This is a genomic window from Acinetobacter sp. ANC 3929, assembly GCF_000369405.1.
Lineage (GTDB): Bacteria > Pseudomonadota > Gammaproteobacteria > Pseudomonadales > Moraxellaceae > Acinetobacter.
Map to the genome: position 1 here is coordinate 861,871 of NZ_KB849999.1, position 20,372 is coordinate 882,242.

The 20,372-nt window shown below is 40.6% G+C and carries 20 protein-coding genes; 10 read left to right on the plus strand and 10 right to left on the minus strand.

Annotated features, from left to right (window positions below; genetic code table 11):
- Positions 1–9: 9 nt before the first annotated feature.
- The 3 genes from metG to F909_RS08905 all read left to right on the plus strand — a co-directional run bounded on the left by metG (position 10) and on the right by F909_RS08905 (position 3,730).
- Positions 10–2,058, plus strand: a complete 2,049-nt coding sequence (gene metG, locus F909_RS08915; RefSeq protein ID WP_005151187.1) for a methionine--tRNA ligase — start codon at positions 10–12, stop codon at positions 2,056–2,058.
- 87 nt (positions 2,059–2,145) lie between these two features.
- Complete coding sequence (locus F909_RS08910; RefSeq protein ID WP_005151190.1) at positions 2,146–2,574, plus strand: hypothetical protein; 429 nt, start codon at positions 2,146–2,148, stop codon at positions 2,572–2,574.
- A 178-nt stretch (positions 2,575–2,752) separates the two neighbouring features.
- On the plus strand, positions 2,753–3,730 hold the full coding sequence (locus F909_RS08905; RefSeq protein ID WP_005151191.1) for an MBL fold metallo-hydrolase: 978 nt from the start codon (positions 2,753–2,755) through the stop codon (positions 3,728–3,730).
- 61 nt (positions 3,731–3,791) lie between these two features.
- Here F909_RS08905 and F909_RS08900 read toward each other — a convergent pair whose 3' ends face one another.
- From F909_RS08900 to F909_RS08890, 3 genes are all read right to left on the minus strand, one after another.
- Entirely contained in the window at positions 3,792–4,418 is a 627-nt protein-coding gene (locus F909_RS08900) for a LysE family translocator (protein WP_212749614.1), read from the minus strand.
- A 143-nt stretch (positions 4,419–4,561) separates the two neighbouring features.
- Positions 4,562–5,323, minus strand: coding sequence for a class I SAM-dependent methyltransferase (locus F909_RS08895; RefSeq protein WP_005151195.1), 762 nt, complete (start codon positions 5,321–5,323; stop codon positions 4,562–4,564).
- A gap of 96 nt (positions 5,324–5,419) precedes the next feature.
- Entirely contained in the window at positions 5,420–6,100 is a 681-nt protein-coding gene (locus F909_RS08890) for a DUF1345 domain-containing protein (protein WP_005151196.1), read from the minus strand.
- Between the two features lie 185 nt (positions 6,101–6,285).
- On the opposite strand from F909_RS08890, the gene F909_RS08885 reads away from it, so the two are divergent.
- From F909_RS08885 to F909_RS08865, 5 genes are all read left to right on the plus strand, one after another.
- Positions 6,286–6,834: a TetR/AcrR family transcriptional regulator gene (locus tag F909_RS08885; protein ID WP_005151198.1), complete on the plus strand. Its 549-nt coding sequence runs from the start codon at positions 6,286–6,288 to the stop codon at positions 6,832–6,834.
- A gap of 13 nt (positions 6,835–6,847) precedes the next feature.
- Positions 6,848–8,494, plus strand: coding sequence for an MFS transporter (locus F909_RS08880; RefSeq protein WP_005151200.1), 1,647 nt, complete (start codon positions 6,848–6,850; stop codon positions 8,492–8,494).
- Positions 8,495–8,616: 122 nt separating this feature from the next.
- Entirely contained in the window at positions 8,617–9,684 is a 1,068-nt protein-coding gene (locus F909_RS08875) for an HlyD family secretion protein (protein WP_228129400.1), read from the plus strand.
- Positions 9,685–9,750: 66 nt separating this feature from the next.
- Complete coding sequence (locus tag F909_RS08870) at positions 9,751–10,623, plus strand: 1-aminocyclopropane-1-carboxylate deaminase/D-cysteine desulfhydrase (protein WP_005151206.1); 873 nt, start codon at positions 9,751–9,753, stop codon at positions 10,621–10,623.
- 55 nt (positions 10,624–10,678) lie between these two features.
- Complete coding sequence (locus F909_RS08865; RefSeq protein WP_005151208.1) at positions 10,679–11,875, plus strand: BaiN/RdsA family NAD(P)/FAD-dependent oxidoreductase; 1,197 nt, start codon at positions 10,679–10,681, stop codon at positions 11,873–11,875.
- A 56-nt stretch (positions 11,876–11,931) separates the two neighbouring features.
- Here F909_RS08865 and F909_RS08860 read toward each other — a convergent pair whose 3' ends face one another.
- The 3 genes from F909_RS08860 to F909_RS08850 all read right to left on the minus strand — a co-directional run bounded on the left by F909_RS08860 (position 11,932) and on the right by F909_RS08850 (position 14,348).
- Complete coding sequence (locus tag F909_RS08860) at positions 11,932–12,111, minus strand: hypothetical protein (RefSeq protein ID WP_005151217.1); 180 nt, start codon at positions 12,109–12,111, stop codon at positions 11,932–11,934.
- A gap of 211 nt (positions 12,112–12,322) precedes the next feature.
- Positions 12,323–13,918: a mechanosensitive ion channel gene (locus tag F909_RS08855; protein WP_005151219.1), complete on the minus strand. Its 1,596-nt coding sequence runs from the start codon at positions 13,916–13,918 to the stop codon at positions 12,323–12,325.
- Between the two features lie 229 nt (positions 13,919–14,147).
- The gene (locus F909_RS08850) at positions 14,148–14,348 is read right to left on the minus strand and encodes a hypothetical protein (RefSeq protein ID WP_005151222.1); all 201 of its coding nucleotides are present in this window, start codon (positions 14,346–14,348) and stop codon (positions 14,148–14,150) included.
- 204 nt (positions 14,349–14,552) lie between these two features.
- Here F909_RS08850 and F909_RS08845 point away from each other — a divergent pair, with 204 nt between their 5' ends.
- Positions 14,553–14,975 carry a hypothetical protein gene (locus F909_RS08845; RefSeq protein WP_005151225.1) on the plus strand — a complete coding sequence of 141 codons (423 nt, stop codon included), beginning with the start codon at positions 14,553–14,555 and terminating at the stop codon, positions 14,973–14,975.
- Positions 14,976–15,030: 55 nt separating this feature from the next.
- Here F909_RS08845 and F909_RS08840 read toward each other — a convergent pair whose 3' ends face one another.
- Positions 15,031–15,792 carry a ferredoxin--NADP reductase gene (locus F909_RS08840; RefSeq protein ID WP_005151228.1) on the minus strand — a complete coding sequence of 254 codons (762 nt, stop codon included), beginning with the start codon at positions 15,790–15,792 and terminating at the stop codon, positions 15,031–15,033.
- Between the two features lie 84 nt (positions 15,793–15,876).
- Here F909_RS08840 and gigC point away from each other — a divergent pair, with 84 nt between their 5' ends.
- Complete coding sequence (gene gigC, locus F909_RS08835; protein WP_005151231.1) at positions 15,877–16,761, plus strand: LysR family transcriptional regulator GigC; 885 nt, start codon at positions 15,877–15,879, stop codon at positions 16,759–16,761.
- Positions 16,762–16,816: 55 nt separating this feature from the next.
- Here gigC and F909_RS08830 read toward each other — a convergent pair whose 3' ends face one another.
- The 3 genes from F909_RS08830 to upp all read right to left on the minus strand — a co-directional run bounded on the left by F909_RS08830 (position 16,817) and on the right by upp (position 20,277).
- Positions 16,817–18,877 carry a TonB-dependent receptor gene (locus F909_RS08830; protein WP_005151233.1) on the minus strand — a complete coding sequence of 687 codons (2,061 nt, stop codon included), beginning with the start codon at positions 18,875–18,877 and terminating at the stop codon, positions 16,817–16,819.
- A 350-nt stretch (positions 18,878–19,227) separates the two neighbouring features.
- Positions 19,228–19,518, minus strand: coding sequence for a cold shock domain-containing protein (locus tag F909_RS08825; protein ID WP_004804787.1), 291 nt, complete (start codon positions 19,516–19,518; stop codon positions 19,228–19,230).
- Positions 19,519–19,641: 123 nt separating this feature from the next.
- Positions 19,642–20,277: a uracil phosphoribosyltransferase gene (gene upp, locus F909_RS08820; protein ID WP_017402053.1), complete on the minus strand. Its 636-nt coding sequence runs from the start codon at positions 20,275–20,277 to the stop codon at positions 19,642–19,644.
- Positions 20,278–20,372: the final 95 nt, after the last annotated feature.

The window sequence follows — 20,372 nt, forward strand, 5'->3', positions numbered from 1 at the left end:
ACAATATCCGTGCGTAAAATCTTAGTCACCAATGCCCTACCTTATGCCAATGGTCCTATCCATATGGGTCACTTACTCGGTTATATCCAAGCAGATATTTGGGTTCGTGCGATGCGTGCAATGGGCCATGATGTGACTTATGTATGTGCGGATGATGCTCACGGTACAGCAATCATGCTACGTGCTGAAGCAAATGGCATCAGTCCGGAACAGCAAATTGCCAATGTTCAGAAAGAACATATTCGTGACTTTGATGGTTTTGGCGTACATTTCGATCATTATGATTCAACCAATAGTGATGAAAACAAAGCGCGTTCAGAAGAAATCTATATCAAAAACCGTGAAGCAGGTAATATTGCGATTCGCCCTGTTACCCAATTATTTGATCCAGAAAAAGGCATGTTCTTATCTGACCGCTTTATTAAAGGCACATGCCCGAAATGTAAGGCCGAAGATCAATACGGCGATGCCTGTGAAGTGTGCGGTACAACTTATAATGCGACCGAATTAGAAAATCCTCGCTCAACTTTGAGCGGTGCAACGCCTATCGAAAAATCATCGGATCATTATTTCTTTAAACTTCCGAATTTCTCTGAATACTTACAGAAATGGACGCGTGATCAAGGTCGTCTGCCAGTTTCAATTGCCAACAAATTAGATGAATGGTTTGAAGCAGGTTTATCGGATTGGGATATTTCGCGTGATGCACCTTATTTTGGTTTTGAAATTCCAGATGCACCAAACAAATATTTCTACGTTTGGGTTGATGCACCAATTGGCTATATGTCGAGTTTTGAAAACTACATCAAAACTAAACGTCCAGATTTAAGCTTTGATGATTTCTGGAAAAAAGACAGCGATAAAGAAGTTTATCACTTCATCGGTAAAGACATTGTTTATTTCCATGCGCTGTTCTGGCCTGCAATGCTTGAAGGTGCCAACTACCGTACCCCATCAGGTTTATTCGTGAATGGTTTCTTGACGGTCAATGGTCAGAAGATGTCGAAATCTCGCGGTACCTTCATCAAAGCTGAAACTTATTTAGAACATTTAAATCCTGAATATTTACGTTATTACTTTGCATCTAAACTTTCAGACAAAGTTGAAGATTCAGATTTGAACCTAGATGACTTCGTTCAGAAAGTGAATTCTGACCTTGTCGGTAAAGTGGTGAATATTGCTAGCCGTTGTGCAAAATTCATTAACACCAACTTCAATAATACCTTGTCGAACACATGTGCTGAGTCTGAACTGGTTCAAAGCTTTATTGATGCAGGTGATTCAATTGCACAAGCTTATGAAGCACGTGAATTCTCAGCCGCAATCCGAGAAATCATGGCTTTGGCTGACCGTGCGAATCAGTACATCGATGAGAAAAAACCATGGGCACTTGCCAAGCAAGAAGGTCAGGAACAACAAGTTCATGATGTGTGTTCAGTCGGTATTAACCTGTTCCGTCAGCTTGCGATTTACTTAGCTCCAGTCTTACCAACGCTTGCGGCACAAGTTCAAGCCTTCTTACAACTTGAAAGCTTCGACTTTGCATCACGTCAGCAGATCTTGGTTGGTCATGCAATTGCGCAATTCCAGCCGTTAATGCAACGTGTTGATGCCAAAGCTGTTGCTGCAATGGTGGATGCATCTAAAGATTCTTTAGCTGCTGCGCCAAAAGCAGAGAAGAAAAAAGAAAAGAAAGCCGAGAAAAAGCCTGAGCCAAAAGTAGGCGAAGCTGAAATCATTGGTATTGAAGATTTTATGAAAATTGATCTTCGTGTAGCAAAAGTATTGGAAGCTACAACAGTTGAAGGTTCTGATAAATTGCTGCAATTGACTTTGGATGTAGGCGAAGCTGAACCGCGTAATGTGTTTAGTGGTATTCGTGAGTTCTATCAACCAGAAGATTTAAAAGACAAATTGGTGGTGATGGTCGCCAACCTTGCACCGCGTAAAATGCGTTTTGGTATTTCTAACGGGATGGTACTTGCCGCAGGTAATGGCGAAGGTGTTTGGGTGATTTCACCTGAATCTGGCGCTAAACCGGGTGATAAAGTGTCTTAATCAATAAAAATATAAAGGGCTTCTTCGGAAGCCCTTTATATTTTTAAATAAATTAAACAAATTTTCAAAAGCAATAAAAATAAATTTGTGACAACCACATTTACACGCTATGGACCAATTATTGGAACCCTCATCATTGTGATCAGTTTCCATATCTTGATTTATTTACACCATCCAGCACGTTTTTTACAAAGTCTAATCACTCCAAGTGTGGTTATACCGATGTGTGTCCTAATGCTGATCGCGATTATTGTTGGCTACATTCCTGCCTATATCACAGGTGAGTTATTTTTACATATATTCAAAGATAAGTTAGTAAATGCAAATCTATGCCAAGCCATCGCTTACGGTTGTTTTACTAGTTTATTATGGGCACCACTTTTATTGCTACTTTCACAATTTGCTCACGAATGGTTGCTGACTTTTTATATCTACAATTTGTTTTCATACTGCCAATTACTACAATTTGTGCCGTTATTGAATGGAAAAAATCAAAATAATAGTCAATACTTTTAATCAAATAAACTCTCTCAAGCTAAATATAGTTTGTAGCTTTCTTCCAGTCCAAGCGGATCTACAAACAATAAAGCAATAGGAGATTATAGTGTTTCTTCGATAAAGATTATTTCCTTTTAAAGAATAGATATCCATGCTAAAAAGTAGACAATTCAACTAAATTCGAGAATATTTATAAATGAAAAAAACTGCCCTCCTCCTTTCCATCTCATTCTTGAGCAGCTTCCCTTTACTCAGCCATGCAGAAACAAACAAAATCCTGCCGATCATTGAACAACAAAAACAGGTTGCTGGCTTTTACCAACACCAAACGGGTGATGTGCAAATTACCGCCCTGCTGGATGGTACTAACTTTATGTCGCCAAGCTTATTTAAAGATATTTCACCGCAACAAGTACAACAAATCCTGAAAAAGTACTACGCAGATCAAGAGAAAGGGGTACAGACTTCTATCAATGCTTTCCTCGTCAATACAGGAAAATCACTGGTTTTAGTGGATAGCGGTGCAGCCAGTTGTTTTGGCCCACATTTAGGTTCAATCCTAAAGAATCTGGTCGCTTCTGGCTACAAACCTGAACAGGTGGATACCATTTTACTCACCCATTTACACCCAGACCATGTTTGCGGCATCAGCAAAGATGGGGTTGCAAATTTCCCCAATGCAACTGTGTATGTCTCGAGTGACGAAGCCAATTACTGGCTAGACCCGAAACAGGCTGCCAAGCTTCCAAAAGACAAACAAGCGGGTTATGAAGGAACGGTTAAGCACATTAAGCAAGCGATTGCGCCTTACCAAGCCAAGCAAAGCTTTAAAACTTATAAACTCGGTGATGAAATTCAAGGCTTTAAAGTCATTAACACGGTGGGACACACTCCTGGTCACTTTAGCTATGAATTAAAAACCAAAGGTGAAAGTGTGGTCTTTATTGGGGATATTGTGCATTCACATACTGTGCAATTTGATAAACCAGAAACTGCGATTGAATACGATAATGACCCGAAAAAAGCAGTGGCAACCCGCTTAAAACAGTTCGCTGATTTCGCCAAAAATGGACAAACCATTGCTGCACCACATTTACCATTCCCGGGGATTGGACATATTTATTCAGCAGATGGTAAAAGCTATCAATGGATACCTGTACATTTCAAAGATTAAACTAAATAAGCGAATTTTAGACAATAAAAAAGCGACCGTCTTGGTCGCTTTTTCTGCTGCATCATTTCATTCCAAAGATCAGCTTTAATCCGAGTAGTGTCATCACGCCACCCGCGATACGATCAAACACGGATTTGGATTTTAAATAGACTTTGCGTGGCCCTTCTGCTGACAATGCAACAGCCACTAACGAATACCAACCTGCATCAATAAAGAAGCACAGCATTGGTAACACCACATAGTAATAACTTGGGATTTCTTTCGGTAATAATGCAGTAAAAATACTGGCAAGAATAATGGCAATTTTCGGGTTACTGAGCTGGGTAATCAGCCCTAAACGAAAGGCCTGTGCATAGCTCATGCGATTCACAGTGCCATTGACTGCTTCCATTGGCTCTTTGGCATGTTTAATAATTTTATACGCCAGCCAAAGTAAGTACAAACCACCAAATATTTTTAGCGCGATATAAGCAGATGGCACCGCCAATAAAATGGCCTGTAAACCCATAACAGCAAGCAAACCAAACAACGCTGCGCCCGTGCCTGTACCCAATGCGGTAAATAAACCGTGTTTACGTGAAATCGCAATAGAGTTCTTTGCCACATAAATAAATGTAGGACCCGGGCTAATTGCACCCAACATCAGTGCCAAAGCAATGGAGCCTAAAATCAATAACGATTCCAAGATGGACCTCTAGATTAGAATAATTTTCAAATATTAATTTTACTTAAATCGGGATTGAGGAGATACATAAATTTTGAGTTGCCATCGCATTTTTTTGTATCTCTATCCTATCATGTACTATTGTGACACGTTCTTCGACCAATAATTTATGGTCGCGTGAGCACTAAATAAGCGACTTCACTTCGAAATGAACCATCCGTTTGAATTTGATAATATTGGCGTGTCTGATCAGAGGCTTTGCGTTGTAAATCCCGTATGGTCTGAACCGCATATTCAGGTGTTTGCATTCGTTCAGTCCAACTTTGAAACTCTAAATCCAAATGCTGTTTTTCAATAGTATCGACCGTAAAACCTGCATATTCTGCAAAACCTGCCCATTCTCCTAAACTATAATTACGCACATGACTCGGATCACGAATCGTTTCAATGGTCTGAAAAAATGTATCCATCACAGGATTTGAATTTCCCAAGATATCAACAATAATCACTTTGCCCTGCTGTGCCAAAACTCGATAAATCTCAGCCATAGCTTGTGCAACATTATGCCAATGGTGCGCTGAATAGCGGCTAATAATGCAATCAAAACTTTGATCTGCAAAAGGCAAAAGTTCGGCTGCACCTTGCTGAGCAGCGATATTACCCAAACCTTTTTGTTTGGCTTGTTCAGCAACCAGTTCCACCATAGACGGCGTTAAGTCGTAGGCAATCACCTGCTCTACAAAGGGTGCAACGTGGTAGCTGACATGCCCACCGCCACAGCCCAAATCCAACACTTTTTTAAATTGATGCGACTGAATCAGTTGTTGCATTTTCTGAAATTCAATCCCCTGCGCATGTACTTTACTGGTTAAATAGGCCTGAGATTTATCTTGATATTGCTGTTGATTGACCTGATGCTGGGTGCTCATATTCTTATCCTTGCTGTGCCTGTCTCTATTTAAAATAACCAAGCTTAACCAAAAATAAAAATGATCAATTTTAATAAAATTAATAAAAAATAGTTATCAATTTAATCCAATCAAACTGGCTGCAACATTGATTGCGACCGCCAAAATGACGGTATTGAAAATGAATGCCAGTACACAATGAAAGATATTCAAATGTCTGAGCGAAGAGCTGGTAATCGATACATCTGCTGTTTGGGCAGAGGTGCCAATGATATAGCTGAAATAAATAAAATCGAGATAATCGGGTTGATCAGTTTTTGGAAATTCTAAACCCGCTTCTTCGTGCCGACTTTTGGCGAGATAAAAATCATGGGCGTAATGAATGGCAAATAAGGTGTGCAATAACAGCCACGTTGAAAAAATCGTACCCATGGTCAGCAGAATCAGCACACCTTTTAAAATAGGAAGATCTTTCGGCACATGACTCAGTTGTACTACAATCGAAATAAAACACACCACGATTGCAATCAACACCACAATCAGGATCATCCATTTCCCTTCATCCTGTTGCTGGGCACGTTTTAAAATATGTGTTGCATCCAGATGCCACATCATTTTTAAGGTCAGAAATAAATACAACCAGATGGCAATATTCCAGCCCAGCTGTAAGCAGGTCGCCCACTGCCATCGGGTAAATATATGCAATAACCCATAGATCACGAGACCTAAAGCAAAAGTTGCAGATAAATATGGACGGTGTTTTATCTCTCTCGCCAACCGTTGTAAAAATCTCTGCATTGTTCACCTGTTTATATTTTTAGTCATGACTAATTTACGCTTATTTTTTAGCATTGTATTGTCTTTACCACAGTGCTGATTGCAGCTATTTTACTTAAATTAAACAAAATAAAGATTCGGAGGATATTTACTTCGGACAAAAATGTCCGTTTAATTCACCTTAGGACTTCTTCGAACTTTTAGTCATGATCAAACGTCAACAATTAGCAGCCCATAATCGGGATGAACTTCTTAATGCTGCGGAGGAAATCTTTCGTAAGCAAGGGGTTCATGTACCTTTGCAAGCGATAATTGATCATGCGGGTGTTGGTCGAGCCACCTTCTATCGTAATTTTGCTGATCGCAAAGCACTAATTGCTGCCCTATTAGAACGGGCGATCAGTCGTTTGGAACAACGTGCTCTCGCACTGCAAAGCTTCAACGATGGCTTTATTCGTTTGATAGAAGGTCATATTGAACAACTTCCACACCTAGTTGTACTGATTGATTACTGGCGCATTATTGATCGGCAAGACCCAATCATGCTAAACATTTACGAAAGACGCGATAAAGCATTGCAACCGCTGATTGATCAAGCCATACAACACAAATTATGCCGTGCAGATTTAACGCCACAAGATTTCGGCATGATTACCGCGATTTTAGGTTCTTCATTTCAAGGACATCAGGCTTCAGATCAAGTTCGGTTAGCTCAACGTGCAATAGAATTATTATTAAACGGCATTAAAGTTTAGTTCGAGGAATAACATGGATAAAAGCCCTCGCTATCTTGAGACTCCTCCAGATTGGTCTGCTGATGAGCGCCCAACCCTGCCTGGCTCGCCCGCTGCAATTGCACATGCCCGACCAAAACGCTTTGCCTACTTCTTTATTGGATTGTTCATTTGTATTGCAGCCAGCTTAAGTAATGGCTTTATCGTTGCCAATTTACCGATTTTCCAAGGGGAATATGGCTTAACACCCTCTCAAGCGGCATGGCTCCCTGCTGCTTATGTGATGGCGAATGTCAGCTCAAACCTGATCTTGTTCAAAGCACGTCAACAGTATGGCTTACGCCTGTTTTCAGAAATAGGACTGCTGGTCTTTATTGGCGTCTTAATCCTACATACCTTTGTCAAAACCTATGAAATGGCGCTATTTGTCCGTTTCATTGCAGGTCTAGCCGCCGCCCCACTCAGTTCGTTGGGGATGTATTACACCATGCAGGCGTTTGGCAAAGCGGATATGGCCAAAGGGATTTATCTAGCCTTCGGCTTTCAACAGTTAGGATTGCCATTGGCTTGGATTATTTCGCCTTTTCTACTCAGTGCCAATCAATGGGATGTGATTTATACCTTTGAATTGGGTCTGGCCATTTGTTGTTTCGCGATGGTGGTGTCACTTAAACTACCGCGCAGCTTACGAATGGAAGTATTTGAAAAGCAAGACTTCTTTACCTTTGCCTTACTGGCTCCCGGCTTTGCCTGTCTGTGTATTGTGCTGACACAAGGGCCTATTCTGTGGTGGTTTGATAGCCCGTGGCTGGCTTATACCTTGATCGTAGGCTTCTGTTTGATTGTATTGGGTTTAACCTACGAACACTATCGGACCAATCCGTTGATTATGACCCGTTGGTTAGCGGCTGGTGATTTACTCAGTTTCGTGGTCAGTGCTTTTGCACTACGTCTGCTCATGTCGGAACAAAGTTATGCTGCGGTGAATTTCTTGAAAACCATGGGCATGGGACCCGATCAATTTGTGCCGCTGTATGTGGTGATTTTCTGTGGAACGATTGCAGGTTCGGTATTTAGTGCATTGACCTTCCATCGTGAACGGCTGATTTTAAATTTATTTCTGGCTGAGATCTTAATTTTAGTTGCCTGCGCATTAGACTATCACCTCACCAGTGATGTTCGCCCTGCCAACTTCTATCGCAGTCAGTTCTTAGTAAGCTTTGCAGGTGGTGTCTTTATTGGACCCTTGTTGTTAATGGGCTTTATGCGAACCTTGCAACGTGGGCCACAATATGTCGTGACCTTTATTGTATTGTTTTCTGCGACTCAAAATTTTGGTGGTCTGGTCGGTTCATCATTTTTTAATACTTATCAACAACGCCATACTTATGATTACAAAGTTGAGATCAACAGTAATCTTGACCCAACCGATCCCTTGGTCGCACAGCGTCTACAAACCTATCAACATAGTGCCATGATCAGCAGTAATGACCCTGTTTTACAAAATAATCAGGCCTTGCAGAATCTGAATAAAGTGGTGACCCGTGAAGCTCAAGTACGTGCCTATAACGATGTCATCGTATTGAACGGCATTTTTGCAGTCGTGTTGCTGCTCTGGGGACTCTTTAAATATGTACGGGATAAATATAAGACCCGAAAAAATCTGCAAGCAGCCAGTTAACATTTATGGTATTTGATTGAGAAAACATTATGTCTGAACAAGATAAATCCGAAAATACAGCTCCCGATACCGAGCAGAAACAAACACCCGAAGCGGTAAAGGCAACAGAGACTGTCGTGCAAATGCCACCGCCACCTCCGCCGCCAACCAGTAAGTTGATCAAGACCAAGCGCTCAACTTTGTGGTGGATGCTGCTGGTTTTAATTGTCGGGATTACCATTATTTTATGGGCATGGCGCATTGGCCCGTTTCATACAGCCATTGAGCAGACGGACAATAGTTATGTGAAAGGCAAAACCACGATCCTGTCATCACAGATCAATGGCTATATCAAAGATGTATTGGTCAAAGACTTTGATCAAGTCAAACAAGGTCAAGTGCTGATGCATATCGATGCAACCACTTATGACCAAAAAGTGACGCAAGCCGTTTCTGGTGTCGAGCAGGCCGAAAATAGTCTTGCCAATCAGACCCAAGCGATTGCGCAACGTCAAGCAGATGTCACAGCAGCACAAGCAAAACTGGATCAAGTCAAAGCACAATATGATTTATCTGTGGCACAACTAAAACGCTATCAGCAACTTGGCGATAGTGGTGCAGCTTCAAAATCCGAACAGGACAAAGCCGCGGCTGATGCACAGAATAATCACGCGTTACTGAAACAAGCTGAAGCCAATATTCTAGTCGCTCAAGAAGCTTTAAAAACAGCTCAAGTGGCGCAATCAGGTTTAAAAGCGCAAGTGAATAGCGCACAAGCACAACTTGATCAGGCCAATACCACCAAGGATTACAGTACCATTGTTGCTCCGCTGGATGGCCAGTTGGGTGAAGTCAATCCACGGGTGGGTCAATACGTTGCTGCGGGTACCCAGCTGCTTTACTTGATCCCGAAACAAACATGGGTGATTGCCAACTTTAAAGAAACCCAAATCGCCAATATGAAAATTGGGCAAAAAGCCTCTTTCACGGTTGATGCCATGAATCATCAAAAATTTACAGGGCACGTTGAGCAGATTTCTCCAGCGGCAGGTTCAGAGTTTAGTGTACTCAAACCTGACAATGCGACAGGCAACTTCACCAAAGTGGTACAACGTATTTCAGTCCGTATTGCGATAGATCCAAACCAAAAAGGCATCGAGAACTTACGCCCAGGCATGTCAGTGGTCACATCTGTAAACACGGACTCTTAAGGCAATACTGACATTCTCAATCAAATACATTTACAATGTGATCAAATTCATTTCTCATTTTTTAAAATGTTTGATCACATTGCTTTTTCTATCCCTTATCAAACATTAGAACTTTCTACTTCGGTTCAATTGACGATCAAACGACTTGACCTGATTCATCCACAAATTTCAGGCAATAAATTTTTTAAGCTGAAATACAACCTACTCGCGGCTCAGCAACAGGGCTTTACTCAAGTTCTGACCTTTGGTGGAGCTTTCTCAAATCATATTGCCGCGACGGCATATGCAGCTCAGCGATTTGGTTTTCAAAGCATAGGCATTATTCGTGGCGAAGAACTTCATTCACAAACGCTAAATGCCACCCTACAAACCGCACAAGATTTCGGCATGCAACTGCATTTTGTCAGCCGAGGCGAATATCGACTACGCCATGAAACCGCGTATTTGCAGCAATTACAACAGCGATATCCACAAGCTTTTATTATTCCTGAAGGTGGCAGCAATGCACTTGCACTACAAGGTACTCAGGAAATTTTAAGCCAACATGATCGAGAACATTATGATGTGATTTGCTGTGCCGTCGGTACAGGTGGAACCATTGCAGGGCTGATTGAAAGCAGCACAGATCAACAACATGTAATTGGCTTTTCAGCACTAAAAGGTGACTTTTTACAAAAAGATATTCAGCACTGGACTGATAAAAAAAATTGGTCTTTATCGGATAAATATTGCTGTGGTGGCTACGCTAAAACCAATCCAGAATTACTGCAATTTATGCAACAATTTGAACAGCAATACGCAATTCCTTTAGAACAAGTCTATACCGCCAAAATGATGCTGGGACTGTTCGATTTAATTCAACAAAACCACTTTCCAGCAAATACACGTATTTTGGCGATTCATACGGGTGGGCTACAAGGAAAGTTGAAAGCATACTAAAAGCCGCATAAATCTTTTATAATTGCCCGCTTTTCCTCTTTCGAGTATTTCTCCCATGGTTCATCAAGTTGATGTTGTTGTTTTAGGTGCTGGTGCATCAGGCTTGATGTTGGCTGCGGAGGCAGCTAAACGTGGGCGCTCGGTTGTCGTGTTGGAAAAAGCCAATAAAGTCGGTAAAAAGATTCTGATGTCAGGTGGTGGTAAATGTAACTTTACCAATCTCGATGTTGAACCTTCTAATTACCTTTCTGAAAATCCACATTTTGTGATTTCTGCCCTCACCCGCTATACCAACTGGGACTTTATCGGCTTAGTTTGTGAATACGGAATCGAATATGAAGAACGTAAACATGGTCAATTGTTTACCTTAAAAGGTGCTAAGGAAATTCTTGAACTGTTGCTCTCCGAATGCAGCAAGGCCAAACGGGTCGAGATTCAAACCCATTGTGAAGTACAGCAAGTCAAAGCCCAAGCGGACTCAAGTTTTATCGTCGAAACTAACCAAGGGACTTATCACTGTGAATCGCTTGTCGTGGCAACAGGTGGCTTGTCTATTCCGACATTAGGTGGTTCAGGCTTTGGTTATGAACTTGCACAACAGTTCGGACATCATGTTTACCCTACACGTGCAGGCTTGGTTCCCTTCACCTTCTCAGATCAATTTAAAGCAGTCACGACACGATTAAGTGGCAATGCCTTAGACGCAACATTGGTCAATGATCGTCATCAATTTACTGAGGCCTTGTTGTTTACCCATCGTGGTTTGAGTGGTCCAAGTTCATTACAGCTTTCCAACTACTGGCATATCGGAGAAAGCTTTAAAATTGATTTCTTTCCAGCTCAGGAGCTGAATCAATTTTTTAAGGACAAGAAAAAATCACAACCTAAAGTGCTGCTTCGCACGCTACTGAGTGAATTTACGGCGAAAAGCATCGTACTGGAACTACAACAATTAATTTGGGCAGAACAAAGCGAAACAGCGATTGGTAATCTCAGTGACATACAGCTTGAGCATATTGCAACACAACTGCACGCATTCACGGTCAAACCTTCAGGAACCGAGGGTTATCGCACCGCAGAAGTCACCCTTGGCGGTGTCGACACCAGTGAAGTATCTTCCAAGACCATGGAAAGCAAAAAACAGAAAGGCTTATATTTTATTGGTGAAGTGCTCGATGTCACAGGACATTTAGGCGGCTATAACTTCCAATGGGCATGGTCTTCTGCACAAGCCGCGGCTCAATTTGTTTGATACAGTCTCATCCATCACAACATTCGGGCATCAGACGATAGACTGTGACGTTTGCTTTAGTTGTGTTCATCGGAAGAATTGGCTGCTTCTGAGGTCGAGATTTGCTGACTACTTTCAAGCGGTTTCTCTTTAGAAGAGTTTGATTTCGTAATCACAAACTTATAAGCACTCGCTAAAAATCCGACAGTAATACCTGCAATAATAATCGGTGCAAATACTCGATTTGGCCTCTTCATTTCATTCTCCTATAGACTTTTTATTTAGAGACTAGTGATACTTTATCGATAAATGAATTGCTTTTTAGGTCAAATTTTTGATTTAAGCCGTATAAGGCTGCTCAAAATGCCGATTACACTCCTCGATAAAGCTCAATAGCGCTTATACAAACAAAACGACCACCCTGCCTAGAGTGGTCGAATTGATTGAAAAAATCAAAGATTATTTTTACTATTCATCCGAATACGGTGGTGTAGGTGGAACTGGATTCACCGGATCAGTTGACGTTGGTGCAGTTGTACTGACAGGGTTTGTCGGCGTCACCTCTTCCTTGTGCAAAGGATTCGGCTGTTTTGCTTCAGTTTTTGCTTTATCTAAAAGATCGGTCAGCAACCGTTCCGCAGGTTGACGTCCTCCCAAACCAAAAGCCAATGCAAATGCCACCGCAACTGAGCCCAAGGTCAGACCAAATGCCAAATTCACAATCGAATCAGCAATCCCCATGGCTTTTAAGCCCATCGCAATCACCAAGCCCATAATTAAAACACGAACCAGATTACCTAACCAACGTGAGCTGTTATATTCACCACGCTGTACGATATTCGCAACAATATTGGCCAACCAGAAACCGATAACGAGAATCACCGCACCAAGCAAGATGCTCGCACCAAACTGGATAAACATCGCAATCAATACGCTGACTTGCTCCAATCCAAGTCGATTGGCTGCTTCTGAAACTGCAAACAACATGGTAAAGAAAACAATTAAATAGCCGATGATATCCGAAATACGGGTTTGCCCAAGGAAGCGCTGTAAATCAAGCTTCATTGGAATTTCATCAACACCTGCGCCAGAGATCAGCTCAGCCACTAAACGCCCCACAAAACGGGAGACGATATAAGCCACAATTAAAATCAAACCTGCTGCAATAATTTGTGGAATTGCATACATGATTTCATTCAGCATTGCGGTTGCTGGTTGAGAAATCGCTTGAATACCAAGAGCTTCAAAGGCCACAATTAAAGTGGTGATGATAATAATGGCAAACACAAATGAGCCTAAGAATTTAGACACATTGGAGTTTTTAAATAGGCCGACTTTCTCCGCTTGTGTTTGTAAACCCAGACTATTACTCAAGCCTTCAACAATGCCACGCACAATTTTCGCAAGAATATAGCCCACGAAAATAATCACACCTGTAATAAACAGATTCGGTAGATAAGCAATCGCTTCATTCACCATATTCTGTACAGGAATTAACAGACCCGTTAAGCCTAAAATTGATAGCACAATCGGTAAGAACAGTAATAGAACCAACCAGTAAAAAATCTCACCGATATTACTACTGAGAGAACTCACACCCACTTCGCCACTTAATTTTTCATCTAACTCAGTTCTGGAAAGTACATTGGTTAGGCCTGCACGAACCAAACGTGCAACAATCCAGCCAATGAAGCCCACAGCAACAGCAGCCAGCAAGTTTGGTATATACGCCAGTACACGCCCCACCATATTGCTAAATGGGTCGCTCACACCACTAATATTTAAAACATTTAAAGCACCGACCACAGCAAGGATCATCACAAACCAAAACACCAGTTTGGACACTAGATTCTCAATATTTGGCGTACGACCCGTTGCTGTAGACAACTTGTGATTGGTATCAAGCTTTTGCAATAATTTCTTTACGCCTGCTGCAATCACTAAAGCAACAATCCAACCAACAAGCAGGATGACAACAGCAGCAAAGATAGGATGAAATTGATCCCAGTAATACATTGCATCAAACCCTCCGCGATTGGAGGGGTCACTAAAAAATTCATTCATGTTGTTATCCTTATATTGTGTTTTTAAATCTTGTTAAAAATCCATTGATAAATGCTCTAGCATTAAGAACATGATTTATGGATACTTCCACCATAGTTTTTGTCTATTTTCCAATCAATCAATGGCAGCACTAATACAACAAAAAGGTCTCATAATTTTGCAAAAAAGCTCATTGATTCACATCAATGAGCTTTGTTTATGAATTAGTTTGGTCTAAAGATACGCTTGCTTAAGCATTCAGAATAGCCAACTGCATATGTGACATGATCACTTGAGCAGTTGGATTGGCTGAATGATCGGCAACCATATATACAAGTAATGCAATCAGGAAGATTCCCACTAAAATCAGAATATAAACAGGCAATCTTCTCTTTTTGGTAATTTCTTCTTTGCTCGCCACATGAGGTTGTGGCTTACTAAAATCATGCATGATAGCAGCCCTCATCCTTGTTACTTTTCAAGTTTTATATTAACAATACCCTATGTAGCATTGTGTGAAGAAGCTTCGGACTATCGTTGCCGCAGTTGCAGAATTCTACTTTTATTATTTTATTTTCTGTTTAAAATATAGGCGGTTTTAGAATGCGTTAAAATAAGCTATAATACGCGCCTTCTTTCTCAGCCGTTCTGCTTTATGTCCTATAGCCAACAAAGTGTTTCTCTTGATTTAGACACTGATGTCACACATCAATGTTTTTTACATCACACACGCGATGAACATTTGATTGGAATTATTGAGTTTAATAAGCCAAGCTATATCCTGAAATGGGGTGATTTAGAGTACTTCCGTCGTCGTACAGAAGAATTTTCAGTGATGCCATTACCAGATTGCATCAATGCGATGATTGTCGACATTCGTAATGTACAACCCTTTTTAGACAATGAAGTTCCGATCCTACCTTGGCGTTTACTTGAAGAAGATTGTCCAGTGCGTCTGGTGGTGCCTCAAGATCGGTTGGAACATTATATTGGGCTGTTTGAACCAACGTGGTTGACCACAGATGTGGATAGCGCAATTCAAGAAATTCGTGAATTTATGGATATGTTTGTTCATTAAAACATATCCTCTCACCCTCTGCTTTAAGCTATCCTCATCAAGGCAAAGCTGCTCATTACCAATAATTCTCTACCGCAATATTGCCTTCGCCACGGCGATTCATGATTAAACCACGTCGCTTCAGCGCCTCTTTGGTATCTTCCACCATTTGCGGATTACCACATAGCATCACATGACTACTATCTTGATTAAAAGGCAGACCCACTGCTTTTTCTAATTCACCATTGGCAATTAAAACTGGTAAACGGTCATGTAGGGCTGCTTTTGGATCGCGTGTGATAATCGGTATAAATTTAAACCCTGAATGACCCTCGCCAAACAGCGCCGCAATTTCTTGAATCCGCTCCACATAAGCCAGCTCAGATTGAGTACGTACGCTATATATCAAATTGATCTGCTGATATTTGCTCCATGTTTCAAAGTCTTGCAGCATCGATAAAAATGGCGCTAACCCTGTACCAGTACCCAATAACCATAAATCCTGCGGCAAAGGCTGCTGATAACGTGCCAACGTTAAATATCCATAAGAGATTTTTTCAAGATAAAGCTCATCACCTACTTTTAGATGCTGCAGATTTGAGGTAAATGCCCCATCTGGAACAACAATTGAAAAGAATTCTAAAGTTTCATCAAAGGGTGAAGATACAACTGAATAAGCACGAACAATCAGTTCCCCTTCAACCATTAAACCAATACGCGCGAACTGGCCTGCGGTAAATTTAAAATGAGCTGGTCGGGTCATCGTAAAACTAAACAAATTATGAGTCCAACGGTGTACAGACAAAACCTTTTCTAAGCTAAATTTTTCAATTGACATGATTTGAACGTGGCACGAAACAGTAGGCTCATGTTAGCATGATCGAATAATTGATGGATACTCAAAACATTAAGGCTATTTAACATGCGCATGACATTACGCCAGTTGGCTGTTTTCGTGGCGGTCGCTCAAGAAGGAACTGTTACCAAAGCGAGCGATGCTGTCCGACTTACACAAAGTGCGGCAAGTATGGCTTTAGCAGATTTAGAAGATGGTCTAGGCGCACCACTTTTTGATCGTTTGGGTAAACGATTACAACTCAATGATTTGGGACGTTTTTTACTCCCTCAAGCTTTAGAAATTTTGGGTCGTTGTGATTCTTTTGAACAAGCAGCCAAGGGTGAATTACAAAGTATAGACCTACGTTTAGGTGCAACGCTCACTATCAGTGATTATTTAATGCCTGATTTGATGGCTGACTTTTTACAACGTCACCCCAAAGCCCATTTACAATTACAAGTCGGCAATACCCGCCAAATGATTGAAGCCGTTAATCAATTTCAACTGGATTTAGCTTTAATTGAAGGCTCTTGCCACTTACCCCAATTGCAATGCATCCATTGGCGTGATGATGAGTTAGCTGTTTGTTGCGCACCTGATCATCCCTTAGCGCAGTTGAACCGCCCAATCAGCCCGACTGATTTTAATGATGTTGAATGGATTTTGCGTGAAGAAGGTTCAGGTACTCGTGAAGTGTTTGACAATGCCATTTTACAGGACCTTCCTGATGCTAATATCCGTTTGACCTTAGGTCATAATGAAGCAATCTTAAAAATTGTCGCGGGTGGTTTAGGCATGTCTTGTGTTTCTAGACTCGCAATTGAACCGCTACAAGAAAAAGGTCAGTTGGTGATTATCGATACCCCTTTCTGGGAATTAACTCGCCCACTATACATGCTCGTACATCGTCAGAAGTATCAAGGACCTGGGCTAAAAGCCTTTTTGCAGTTCTGCGAAGATCAAGTTTAATTTATTGAAAAATAAAAACGCTTCTGATTGGAAGCGTTTTCTTATTTATTTCAATTTAGTAATCGAAACTCACACCAAACTTATACGTACGACCTGCACCAATAATGGCGTAATCATTATTAAATACACCAGCCCAATGCTTTTTGTCAGCAACATTATCAACATTTGCTCTAAAAGTTGTGTCTACGCCACCAATTCTAGATTTGTACTTCGCGCCTAAATCAAAAATAGTGTAATCAGGTAATTCTAAAGTATTGGTATTATTTAAATACTGTTTGCTCACATAGGTCACACGCGTATTTACGCTTAAACCATTCACTTGAGGAATCTTATAATCTAAGGCCAAACCAACAGTGAAATCTGGTACGCCATAAATTGTTTTTCCTTCAAGAGTTGGTGTTCCAGATTTAATATATGCAGCATCGATATAAGCGAGATTACCAAGCAAGCTTAAATCCTCAGTAATATCGCCTGAGAATGACCACTCGATCCCACGTGAACGAGTTTCAGCATCATCTTTAACGATTGACGTAACACTGTCTAAATAAGCTTCTGGTTTTTCAATTTGATACAGTGATAAAGTATTTAACCAAGAGCCCATTTGATGCTTCGCACCAATTTCATATTGTTTAGTCTGGTAAGGTGCTAAAGTTACACCTTTATTTTTCGCGGTTGGATAACTGATATCAGAAACTGTTATGCCTTCAGATAAGCCTTCAACATAGCTCGCGTAAAAAGAAAGATTTTCAGCAAAAGGCTTAATAACGATACCTATACTTGGTGAAACCTTATCAGCGGAGTAATCCGTTTTTCTGAATAAGTTTTTGGTATCAATATCTTGATAGCGCACACCTAAAATCAACTGTAACTTATCATCCAACATTGAAACTTGATCAGTCAAAGTATAGCTTACATACTTGTTGTCCCCATAAGGTACTATTTTAGGATAGCTAGTTGGCATTGCTCCAGTGTTTAATGGATCATATAAATTAGTATCAAAAGCAGACACTGTTGCTGCGCCATGCTGCCAATATTTTCGCGTTAAATAATCTGCTCGAACACCAACAGTATGTTTGATACTTCCTGTTTCAAACTTTGCTTCAAGACCCGTGTTTGCAGCAACATTGTGTTCCTGAGTCCCTACTCGATAATATTGAGATTTTGCAGCACCTGTTTCAGCATTTTGCACAATCATGCGCGTACCAAAAAGATGACCTGAATATTCTTTTTCAGTATATCCACCCCCTGCAAACACTTTTAAATCTGGACTGAACTTGTATTCTCCAGAGAGCCCAGCATATTGGCTATTCTGCTTTCCTTCAATTTTTGGAAAATAGTTATTATTGCCATCTGGAGCTGCAATTACTTGCTTGATTGTTCCCATTGAGACCATTGCCGGTGAACCACCTTCACGATCATCTCGCATCGCATATGCATCAAAGTTTAGCTTTAATGTGTCTGTGGTATAGTCAAGTGCAAGCACACCTGTTGCATTGGTATCATCCATTCCATCAATAAGATGTTCACCTGTGCCATAAGAACCACTTGCTCGAATACCAAATTTATTATTTGCGCCCAAGCGACGGGATACATCAAAACCTGACTTATAATACCCTCCATCTTCGTAAATTGCTGACACCTGAGTCAGCTCTCTGTTAGCTCGTTTAGTCTGAGCCATTACAATGCCACCCACACTACCTGCTGGTGCCATCCCAGCAACTAAAGCATTTGGGCCTTTTAATAAAGTGACTGACTCAAGAATATCTGTAGGAATACGCCCAGTCGGTGCCATTCCAAACAAGCCATTTAGGTTATAGTCTTCAAATCCAACGCTAAAACCACGAATCTGAACATTTTCATTTAAATGTCCAGCATTGGTTGTTTCACGAATACTTGGATCATTTCTTAATACTTCTGAAACAGTCGCGGCTTGCTGATCTTGAATCAACTCATCCGAATAAGTCGTGACAGAAAATGGGGTATCAATACTAGATTTATTACCCAAGCTACCCAAATTTGAGTTTTTCTTAAGCTTACCAGCAGCATAACGATCTTGTTGATCAGCTTTTACCGTAATCGTTGGTAAAACTGTATTGTCTTCAGCAACAGCACACATTGGTAAAGCAATAAGAGATAAACATAATATATTCTTTTTCAAGTGACCAAACCCCGATAAAAATTTGACCACAGTATATAAGACAAATTATCAAATGATAATAAAAATCATTAACAAAATAACACCCATTTATTCAATGAATATAAAAATCTTATGCCGCGAATTTACATAATTTATTTTTAGCTCAATTACCGATGAAATACTTTTTGCCTCTTAAACTTCATTCAATGGTTGATTCGCCACAATAGACCAGTCAGGAGGTGATCGTATAAGATCTTAAATAAAAAAAAGAGGCTCAACGCCTCTTTTCTCTTGAACTTTAAAAACGAGTTCAAATCAAACCAGAAAAATTAGCGTCTGAAGTTAGATAACAACTCTGATGTGATCGAATTATTGTGCGTCGCTATTTTAGTTTTTCTGGTTTTCGCTGGATTCGGATCAACAAGCTCAATCTTTGTGGCTTTGTACTTCCCGTCATTTTCAACAACCACAAATTTCACTTTTTCATTTCTTTTCGGCTCACCGCCAGCGGGATATTCTGAAATATGAAAAAACACATCCCCTTCAGAGGTCCCGATAAAGCCAAAGCCTTTGTCTGGATTATATTGTTTAATTTTTCCCTGATAGAACTCTTGCTTCATGACATTTATCCTACTTCGTAAATCTGATTATCACAGTATATAAAAATAAAAAAGAGACTTTCAATCTACCCTCAAAACAGCTTCAGGATGAGATCAAGTCTCTTTTTATGAATGTTTCAAAAATCAGTCTTTTTGAACACTACCAAAAATCTTGTCGCCAGCATCACCTAGACCTGGAACAATGTAACCTTCCTCATTCAGACCTTGGTCAATCGATGCGGTATAGATCAAAACATCAGGATGTGCAGCTTCTACTTTCGCAACACCTTCTGGTGCAGCAACCAAAACCATAACACGAATATCTTTACAACCACTTGCTTTCAATACATCAATTGCAGCAATTAAAGAGTTACCTGTTGCAAGCATCGGATCAATAATCATGGCCAAGCGATTTGCAACATCAGGGACTAACTTTTTATAGTAAGTACGCACTTCTAAAGTTGCTTCATCACGCTCTAAACCTAAGACACTCACTTTTGCACTTGGAATCAGACTAAGCACACCTTCAAGCATCCCAATACCAGCACGCAAGATCGGAACAATGGTGATTTTCTTCCCTGCGATACGCTGAGTTGAGACTTTCCCTGCCCACCCATCAATTTCATGATCAACAACAGGAAGATCCTTTGTTGCTTCATAAGTCAGTAACATCGTGACTTCTTGCGCTAATTCACGAAAATTCTTGGTACTAATATCTGAACGACGTAATAAACCAAGTTTATGGCGAATAAGCGGATGACGGATTTCTTGAATCGACACGAATGAGTACCTAGGTAATATTAATCTCGTTCTATTATAAAGTGTTTTTTTACTCATCAATAAAAAAGCCTCCAACTTTGGAGGCTTTTTTGTAC